The 8,065-nt window shown below is 68.6% G+C and carries 8 protein-coding genes; 1 reads left to right on the forward strand and 7 read right to left on the reverse strand.

From position 1 onward, the window contains the following. Positions 1-33 precede the first annotated feature (33 nt). Genes K8V11_RS04835 through K8V11_RS04850 form a run of 4 tightly spaced genes read right to left on the reverse strand, consistent with a single transcriptional unit; the run spans position 34 to position 3,939 of the window. The gene (locus K8V11_RS04835) at positions 34-804 is read right to left on the reverse strand and encodes a sirohydrochlorin chelatase (protein WP_303911305.1); all 771 of its coding nucleotides are present in this window, start codon (positions 802-804) and stop codon (positions 34-36) included. After that, positions 801-1,409 carry a bifunctional precorrin-2 dehydrogenase/sirohydrochlorin ferrochelatase gene (locus K8V11_RS04840; RefSeq protein WP_303911306.1) on the reverse strand — a complete coding sequence of 203 codons (609 nt, stop codon included), beginning with the start codon at positions 1,407-1,409 and terminating at the stop codon, positions 801-803. Before K8V11_RS04840 ends, K8V11_RS04835 begins: the two co-directional genes overlap by 4 nt. Further along, complete coding sequence (locus K8V11_RS04845; protein WP_303911307.1) at positions 1,406-2,251, reverse strand: phosphoadenylyl-sulfate reductase; 846 nt, start codon at positions 2,249-2,251, stop codon at positions 1,406-1,408. Before K8V11_RS04845 ends, K8V11_RS04840 begins: the two co-directional genes overlap by 4 nt. Then, positions 2,248-3,939, reverse strand: coding sequence for a nitrite/sulfite reductase (locus tag K8V11_RS04850; protein WP_303911308.1), 1,692 nt, complete (start codon positions 3,937-3,939; stop codon positions 2,248-2,250). Before K8V11_RS04850 ends, K8V11_RS04845 begins: the two co-directional genes overlap by 4 nt. Before the next feature lie 269 nt (positions 3,940-4,208). Here K8V11_RS04850 and K8V11_RS04855 point away from each other — a divergent pair, with 269 nt between their 5' ends. Further along, positions 4,209-4,820: a DUF1707 domain-containing protein gene (locus tag K8V11_RS04855; protein ID WP_303911309.1), complete on the forward strand. Its 612-nt coding sequence runs from the start codon at positions 4,209-4,211 to the stop codon at positions 4,818-4,820. Between the two features lie 34 nt (positions 4,821-4,854). On the opposite strand, the gene K8V11_RS04860 is transcribed toward K8V11_RS04855, so the two are convergent. From K8V11_RS04860 to K8V11_RS04870, 3 genes are all read right to left on the reverse strand, one after another. Then, entirely contained in the window at positions 4,855-5,691 is an 837-nt protein-coding gene (locus tag K8V11_RS04860) for a DUF1295 domain-containing protein (protein ID WP_303911310.1), read from the reverse strand. Then, entirely contained in the window at positions 5,688-6,962 is a 1,275-nt protein-coding gene (locus K8V11_RS04865) for a cyclopropane-fatty-acyl-phospholipid synthase family protein (RefSeq protein WP_303911311.1), read from the reverse strand. The genes K8V11_RS04860 and K8V11_RS04865 overlap by 4 nt, the downstream gene beginning before the upstream one ends. Continuing rightward, positions 6,959-8,065, reverse strand: a 1,107-nt coding sequence (locus K8V11_RS04870; RefSeq protein ID WP_303911312.1) for a cyclopropane-fatty-acyl-phospholipid synthase family protein, incomplete at its 5' end; no start/stop codon positions are given. The genes K8V11_RS04870 and K8V11_RS04865, both read right to left, overlap by 4 nt.

The following is an 8,065-nucleotide window of genomic DNA, read 5'->3' on the forward strand; positions in this document are numbered from 1 at the left end:
GAGAACGCAACCTGCTCGTTTCCGTTCGCTTGACTACTGACGCTCTTCGGCCGCGTCGAGAAAGCGCTCGGCGAGTGCCTCGATGATGTGGTCGACGGCAGGCTCGTCCCCGAGCAACGGCGCCTGAGCGCCGCCGGCCCCACGTGCCCGTCCGGCGAAAAAGCCACGCGCGAGCAGCAGCGGCACACAGATTTCCCGCTTGTTGACGTCGAACGACGCGTTCAGCACGGCATGCCGGACCTCGCCCTCGAAGTATCGCTCGGCTACGGCGGCGCGAAGTCGCTCGATCTCCACACCTACCGACTCGAATGAGGAACCGGCACTTGCCAGGACGAGGTTGCGCGCACCGGCCAGACCGGCGGCGTCGCCATCGGAGTCGGCGCCCGGTGCGGTTGAGGCCGAGGCGAGGATCGCGTTGACGAGGCGGGACTCGGGCGCACCGCGCTGATCGCGCAGGTCACGGCCGAGGTGCGGGGTGACTCGGATTCGGTTCAGCTGGCCACGATCGCCGCGCGTGGCGACCTGCGCGGCCGCCCCTATGTCGTGGCCGACGTGATAGCCGGCGGCGATAAACGCCGGGATTACTACTACCTCGGCAGATGTAGAGGCGAGTTCGGCGGTGAGCACGTCCGAAAGCGCAGGTGCCTGCACATCTTCGTCGACGAAGCCCGCGACCACGCGGACGCCGGCAAGACGCGCGCCGAGGAGCGACGTGAGGCGTTCGGTGTCGGCGCGCCCTTCGAGGTTACGGGTGCCGTGCCAGGCGACCACCGCGGTGGGCGCAGCGAAGCCGGCCGTGATCACCTGCGGCGGCGCGGGCGCAGCGGGGCGCGGCCGGATTCGAGCTCGTCCTGCATATGCCGGGCGACGGCGACCGAGCGCCGCGGATCGCCGGAATCGACGGCCACCTGCACGCGGCCGGTGAATGTGTGCGCGGTGGCGCGCGCCGGAACGGCGGCCGTGCCGGCATCGCGGTCGCCCGCGTTGACGCAGAAGATGTGCCGCCACTCGGCCTCGCGCGCGACCTCGGCGTCGACCGCCGGGTCCCCGGTCGCGGTGTGCGCGAGCCAGGCGTCGGTGAGGTCGCCGAGGATGAATTCGCGCTGCACCCACTCGTCGCGCGGGCCGAGGAGCTCGGCAATCGACTGGTGCAGCGTCGGCGCGACGATGCGCAGGCGCGCGCCGGCGCCGGCGAACGCGGCGGCCCGGCGCGCCGCGACCTTTCCGCCGCCGACAAGCACCACCAGCTTGCCCTCCAAGAGGAGGGCCAGCGGGAACGAGTCGGCCGGGGAAGGTGCGGCGTCCGACGTCATACGTGGGGTGACGGCGCCCGCGGCGAGAGGCGCGGGCGAGTCGGGGATGTCCGACGGGGCCAGCGGTGCGGCCGGGGCGTAGGGAGCCAGGGTCATAGGTGGATTCCGCACTCGGTCTTGCCCGAGCCGGCCCAGCGGCCGGCGCGCGCGTCCTCGCCCGGGGCGACACGGCGCGTGCACGGCCCGCATCCGATCGACGGGAAACCGTCATAGTGCAGCGGGTTGATGAGTGCCTCGTTGAGCGCGGCCCAGCGCTCGATCTCCGGCAGCGTCCAGTTCGCGAACGCGTTGACCTTGACCATCTTGTGCGAGCGGTCCCACTGCACGACCGGGGTGTCGGCGCGGCCGACCGAGTCGGAGCGGCGCATGCCGGTGACCCAGGCCTCGTAGCCGTCGAGCGCGGCGTTGAGCGGGGCTACCTTGCGCGCACCGCAGCATGCGGTCGTGTCGATTTCGTAGGGCTTGCCCGTGAAGTTCGCCTCGTGCTGCGCAACCGTTTCCTTGGCGCGCACGTCGATGACGTTGACTGTGCCCTTCGCGGCGAGCTGGTCGCGCACCTCGAGGGTCTCGGCGAAGTGGTAGCCGGTCTCTAGGAACAGCACGTCCACGCCGGGCTGGAAGCGTGCCGTGTACTCGGGTCCGACGGTGTTGGCCATCGAGCAGGCCACGGCGAGGCGGTTGCCGAAGGTCTCGGCGGCCCAGGCGAGGATCTCGTCGGTGCTCGCATCGGCGAACTCCTCGGCTGCTGCCTCGGCGATCTCCTTGAGCTCCGCCTCGCTGCGCACGCGGCCGGGGCCGAGGTCCGCCGGGTCCGGGATCAGGCTCGGGTCCGGGTTCAGCCGCTCGTCGCGGGCGACGTAGTCGATGTCCGCGGGGTCGGCCTTCTCCTCGCTCACCGAGATGAGCGAACCGGCGAGACCCGGGATGTTGAGACTCACTTGAGCTTCTCCTCCTCCGCCCTGCGCGACCACTTCGCGAAGGTTTCGCCCTCGCTGCGGTCGTCCAGGAAGTTGCGGACAACCTTTTCGACGTAGTCGGTCAGATCGTCCGCCGGCACCTTGAAGCCGCGAACCGACTGGCCGAACTCGCCCTCGGGAACGTTGTCCCCGGCCAGGCTGCCACCGAGGTGCACCTGGAAACCGGGGGTATCGCCCTCGATGAGCTGGCCCTTGAGGCCGATGTCCGCGGTTTGGATGCGGGCGCACGAGTTCGGGCAACCGTTGAGGTGCACCGAGATCGGCGGGTCGATGACCTCGCCCTCGAAACGCTTGTCGAGTTCGTCGAGCACGGTACGCGCCTTTTCCTTTGTCTCGACAAACGACAGCTTGCAGTATTCAATTCCCGTGCACGCCATGCCCACCCGCGTGAATGGGCCGGGGTACACCGGTAGGCCAAGGTCCACGAGGCCCTCGACCAGCGCATCGACCTTGTCCTCGGCGACGTCGAGGATAATGATCTTCTGGTGGGGGGTGAACTTGATCCGCTTCGAACCGGCCTGCTCCGCGAGGTCGGCGACCTTGGCGAGAGTCTCGCCGGACACGCGACCGACCACTGCGGTCGCACCGACGTAGAACCGCCCGTCCTTCTGCTTGTGGACGCCCGAGTGGTCGCCACGCTGCCCCGAGTACTCCGGAGCAGGGCCGTCCGGCAGAGGCGAGTCGAGGTACTCGGTCTCGAGAATCTCGCGGAACTTCTCCGGTCCCCAGTCCTTCATGAGGAACTTGAGCCGCGCCTTGTTACGAAGGCGGCGGTAGCCGTAGTCGCGGAAGATCGATACGACGCCTTCGTAGACATCTGCAGCGCGCTCCGGCGGCACGAACACGCCGAGACGGACCGCGAAGTGCGCGACGGTGGAAAGGCCGCCGCCGACCCACAGGTCGAAGCCCGGGCCGAGCTCGGGGTGCTCCACGCCGACAAACGAGACGTCGTTGATCTCGTGGACCACATCGAGGCTTGGATGTCCCGTGGCCGCGGTCTTGAACTTGCGCGGAAGGTTGGAGTATTCGGGATTGCCGACGACCCGGTCGTGCATCTCCTGCAGGTACGGGGTCGGATCGATGATCTCGTCCGCGGCGACGCCGGCGACGGGGCTGTTGAGGTAACCGCGCGTGCAGTCGCCGCACGCCTCGGTCGTCTCGAAGCCGATGCTTTCGAGACGGCGCCAGATTTCGGGCACGTTCTTGATATCGACCCAGTGGAGCTGCAGGTTCTGCCGGTTCGTAATGTCGGCTGTACCGCGCGCGAACTCAGTGGAGATGCCGGCGAGGACGCGGAGAGCCTCGGTGGAGATCTCCCGACCGTCCACGCGTACGCGCATCATGAAGTACTCGTCGGCGAGCTCGAGATCGCTGAGGTCGGAGGTCGCGCGGGCGCCCAGGCCCTGGCGGCGCTGGGTATAGAGCCCCATCCAGCGGAACCGGCCCATGAGATCCGATTCCTCGATCGAGGAGAACCCCTCCTTGGAGTACTTCTCGAGGATGCGGGAGCGCACGTTGAGTGCGTCGTCTTCCTGCTTGAACACCTCGTTGGCGTTGAGCGGCTCCTTGCCGTCGACCTTCCACTGCCCCTGTGGCTTGGGAGCGCGGGCGGGGCGCTTGCGCGACTGGGAGGTATCAGTGGCGGTCATGGTTGGCGAACTCCTTTTAGTTGCTCCCGGCCGCGGCGCGGGCAGGCGCCGGATGGATGCGGCCTCGTGCAGTCACCGGCCGGAGCGCACTCTCGAACCGACCCGTGGGACGTCTAGTAGATTATCCATGATAGACAGACCTGTCTACTTGGTCGATGGGGAGACGCCTTCGGGGGCGCGGCGACACCCCTACATGCACCCGGCGCACTCCGGTTCAATTGTCTACAGAACGCGCGTGACGTCGGACCTTTCCGACTACGGTTGTGTGCATGGCGAATGAAGGCCACGAGGCGAACGATCCCCCTGCGACAAACGATCCCTCTGCGAGGAACGGACCGGTCCCAGGCGATGGCGTGCGCATCGGCCATGAGGAGCGCCAGAACGCGGCCGACGATCTCGCCGAGCACTTCGCCGCCGGCCGCCTCGAACAGTCGGAGTTCGAAGACCGCACCGGAGCGGTATGGCAGGCAAAAACTCTGGGCGAGCTCCAGCCCCTGTTCTTCGATCTCCCCGGCGGTTCCCTCAATGGATTCCTGACGTCACAGGGCGCATCCGGCGCGGAGCGCTCTTCCCGGGCTCCGGCAACGGTGGATGACGAGAACACCGGTGAGGTCGCGCGGTCCGGCGACAACGAGGCTCGCACCGCGTGGAACAAAGCGATCACCATTCTCATGGGAATCTTCCCCATTCTCATGCTGCTCGCGTTCTTCGGACTGCGCGCCGTCGGGGTCGAGCAGGCCTGGCTCGTCTTCCTCCTGATCCCGATCTTCTATGTCACGATCGGTGTACTCATGTCCGACGACGACGCTGACGACGATGACGACAATCGGGATGAAGGCGAGGGCGACGGCAGCGCGCACGAGGGCCGCGCGGCGCAGTAGGGCCGCGCGAGACGGTAGGGCGCCGCGCGGGAGCTCAGCCCTCCCGCTTCGGCGGGCGCGGGATGAAAAAGGACACCCGCCGGGCGTAGGCATCCCAACCGGGCCGCTGCGACATGGTCTTTTCCAGCAAGCGCGCGCCCGAGCCCCACACGAGCAAGAAGGTCATGAGCATGGGGGCGACGAAGGTCCATGCCGCCGGCCCCGCGGCGGACGCGGCCAGCCAGATCCCCCACCACACGCAGGCGTCGCCGAAGTAATTCGGGTGCCGAGTCCACGACCACAGCCCACGGTCCATGATGCGTCCGCGGTTCGGATCGTTCTTGAACGCCGCGAGCTGGGCGTCGCCGACGGCCTCGAATACGAAACCGAGAAGCCAGATGCCCAACCCCGCGAGGGCGAGCACGGCGAAGGCACCGGCCGGGGCCTCGCTGACGACGAGCGCCTGGAGCGGCAGCGACACCACCCACTGGATCGCTCCCTGCAGGAAGAAAACCTTGCGCAGAATCACCGACGCGCGGGGGTTGCCCTGCGGGTCGTACCCTCCGCTGCGTTCGAGCATGTCCACGTACCGTGGGTCCTCGCCCTTTCCGGCGGTCTTGCGGCCAACGTGTACCGACAGCCGCGCGCCCCAGACGATCGCGGCGGCGGCGATCGCGAGGACATGCCAGTCGAGTCCTACCTCACCCCCAAGACCGGCACCGCGCAGCGCGACCACCACGAGCGCGACGACGGCGAATCCCGCGCCCCAGGTGACGTCGACGATGTTGAATCTGCCGATTCGGCGGCCCACGACGTACGTGCCCAGCTGGAGCAGCAGCAAAGCCACGAGACAGATCGCCGACGCCGTGGCGAATGTGGCGTACGACGTCATAGGGCAAACGTCCCTTCCGGTCGGCGAAGGACGAATTGCTCCACGCCCATGCGCCCTTCGGCGAAGGAGCGCGTGCCTCCCGTGAGGTACAGATCCCAGACCCGCGCGGTCTCCTCGCCCCAGCCCTCGACTATTTGCTCGCGGTGCGCGAGGAACCGGCGGCGCCATTGCTCGGCGGTCCACGCGTAGTGTTCGCGCATCGCGCGCACCCCGATCAGTTCGAGCCCGGGGGCGGTGAGCAGATCGAGAGTGACGCCGGGCGGACGCATCGACATGTCCGGCGCGATAAACGACTCGATGAACGGGCCGCCGCCCGGGTGGCGGCCGGAGCGGGACATCTGTTGCACGAGCACCCGGCCTCCCGGGCGAACGCAGCGGTGGAGTACCCGCGCGTACTCGGGGTACCGGGAGTCCCCGACGTGCTCACCCATTTCCAGCGACACCACGGCGTCCCAGGAATCATCGCGCGCAGAGAGTTCGCGGTAGTCCTGTAGGCGGACGTCGACGAGGTCGCCAACGCCCTCTGCGACGGCGCGATCGCGGGCGAAGCGTTGCTGCTCACGGGAGATCGTCACCGCCGTGACGCGCACGCCGCGGGTGGCTGCGGCGTGGATCGCCATTGCCCCCCAGCCGCAGCCGATATCGAGCAGCCGGTCGCCGGCCCCCAGCCGCAATTCCTCACAGACCAGCTCGAACTTCGCGTGCTGCGCGGTCGCCAGGGTGTCGTCCGGATTCGCGTCCGGATCGGGCTGGCCTGCGGGAAACCAGCCACACGAGTAGGCCATCGACGGGTCGAGGATCTGGGCGTAGAAGTCGGTGGGCAGATCGTAGTGGTGGCTGATCACGTCCCGGTCCCGCCGAAGCGAATGCAGCCGGCCACGAACGTTGGACTGCGTGGCCGGTCGCGGCGGGCGCGGGCCGACCGCGCCGAGGGTGACCGCGAGCCGCGCGAGGCGGGCCACCGCCTTCGGCCCCGGCCGCGCCCCGGCCAGCGCGCGTGAGCGGATCACGGACCACAGGTGGTTCATGCCTTCGGCCAGGTCACCGGGCGCGTCGATCTCGCCGGCGACATAGGCCTGGGCGGCGCCCAATTCGCCCGGGGCCCACAGTTGCCGGCGCAGGGCGTCCGGCGACGTGAGGCAGACACGGGGCGCGTCGGCCGGTCCGGCCACCGAGCCGTCCCAACATTCCAACCGCACCGGAAGGTCGCCGCCGATCAGCGGTCCGATCGCACGGGCGATCGCCCCGGCGACGGGCTCCCCCGCGCTCACCGGTCCCGCTCCCGGTCCCGGTCCCGCTCCCGCTCCCGCTCCACGACGAGCTGCGCGACATCGAGGTACCCCGACCGGAATCCCGCTTCGCAATACTGCAGGTAGAAACGCCACATGCGGACGAATGTGTCGTCAAAGCCGAGATCACGAACCTCGCCGGCGCGGGCGGTGAAGCGGTCCTCCCACAGCCGCAGGGTTTCGGCGTAATGGAGGCCGAAGTGAGTCCGCGCGCCCAGCCGTAGCCGCGTCCGGTCCAGCGCGCCCTCGATCGCCTCGATCGACGGAATCCGCCCGCCGGGGAAAATGTATTTGTGCATCCACGTGTAATTGTTGCGCGTGGTGCGCACGCGCTCGTCGTCCATGAGAATGGCCTGCAGCGCGGCCTTTCCGCCGGGCGCGAGCACGCGGTCGATGGCCGCGAAGTACTCGCCCAGGTATTCCAGGCCCACGGCCTCGATCATCTCCACGCTGATCACCGCGTCGAACTCACCCTCGACATCGCGGTAGTCGCACAGTTGCACCGCGACGCTCTCTCCTAGACCAGCGTCGTCGGCCCGCCGCTGCGCGAGTTCGCGCTGCGCCTCGGACAGCGTGACCGACACGACCTGCGCCCCGCGACGCGCCGCGCGGAGGCACAGCTCCCCCCAGCCGGTTCCGATCTCGAGCAGCCTGGTCCCCGCACGCACCCCCGCCGCATCGAGAAGCGCATCGATCTTGGCTTCCTGGGCGGGGGCGAGCTCGGCAAAGGTGGGTGTACCCGCCTCGTGTGACGTCGGACCGCCGTCCTCGGCGAGCCGGCCGCGGCGCCTGGGCACGGCGGGAAATAACGCCGACGAATAGGTCATCGTCTCGTCGAGGAACAGCGCGAAGAAGGCGTTGGACAGATCGTAATGGGAAGAGATGTTGCGCCGGGCGTTCGCCTTGTCACCGTCGGTCGCCCGCGGCGGGCGCGGGATGTAGAGTCCGCGCAATATCCGTAGTGGGCGAGGCACGAGGGTCGCCTGGCGATCGGCGAACTCGGCGAGCAGCGCGGGCATATCCGGGGACGTCCACTCGCCGGCCATATACGACTCGCCGAGGCCGATGGATGCGTGGCGACCGAC

The organism is Dietzia timorensis (assembly GCF_020742175.1).
Classification (GTDB): domain Bacteria; phylum Actinomycetota; class Actinomycetes; order Mycobacteriales; family Mycobacteriaceae; genus Dietzia; species Dietzia timorensis_A.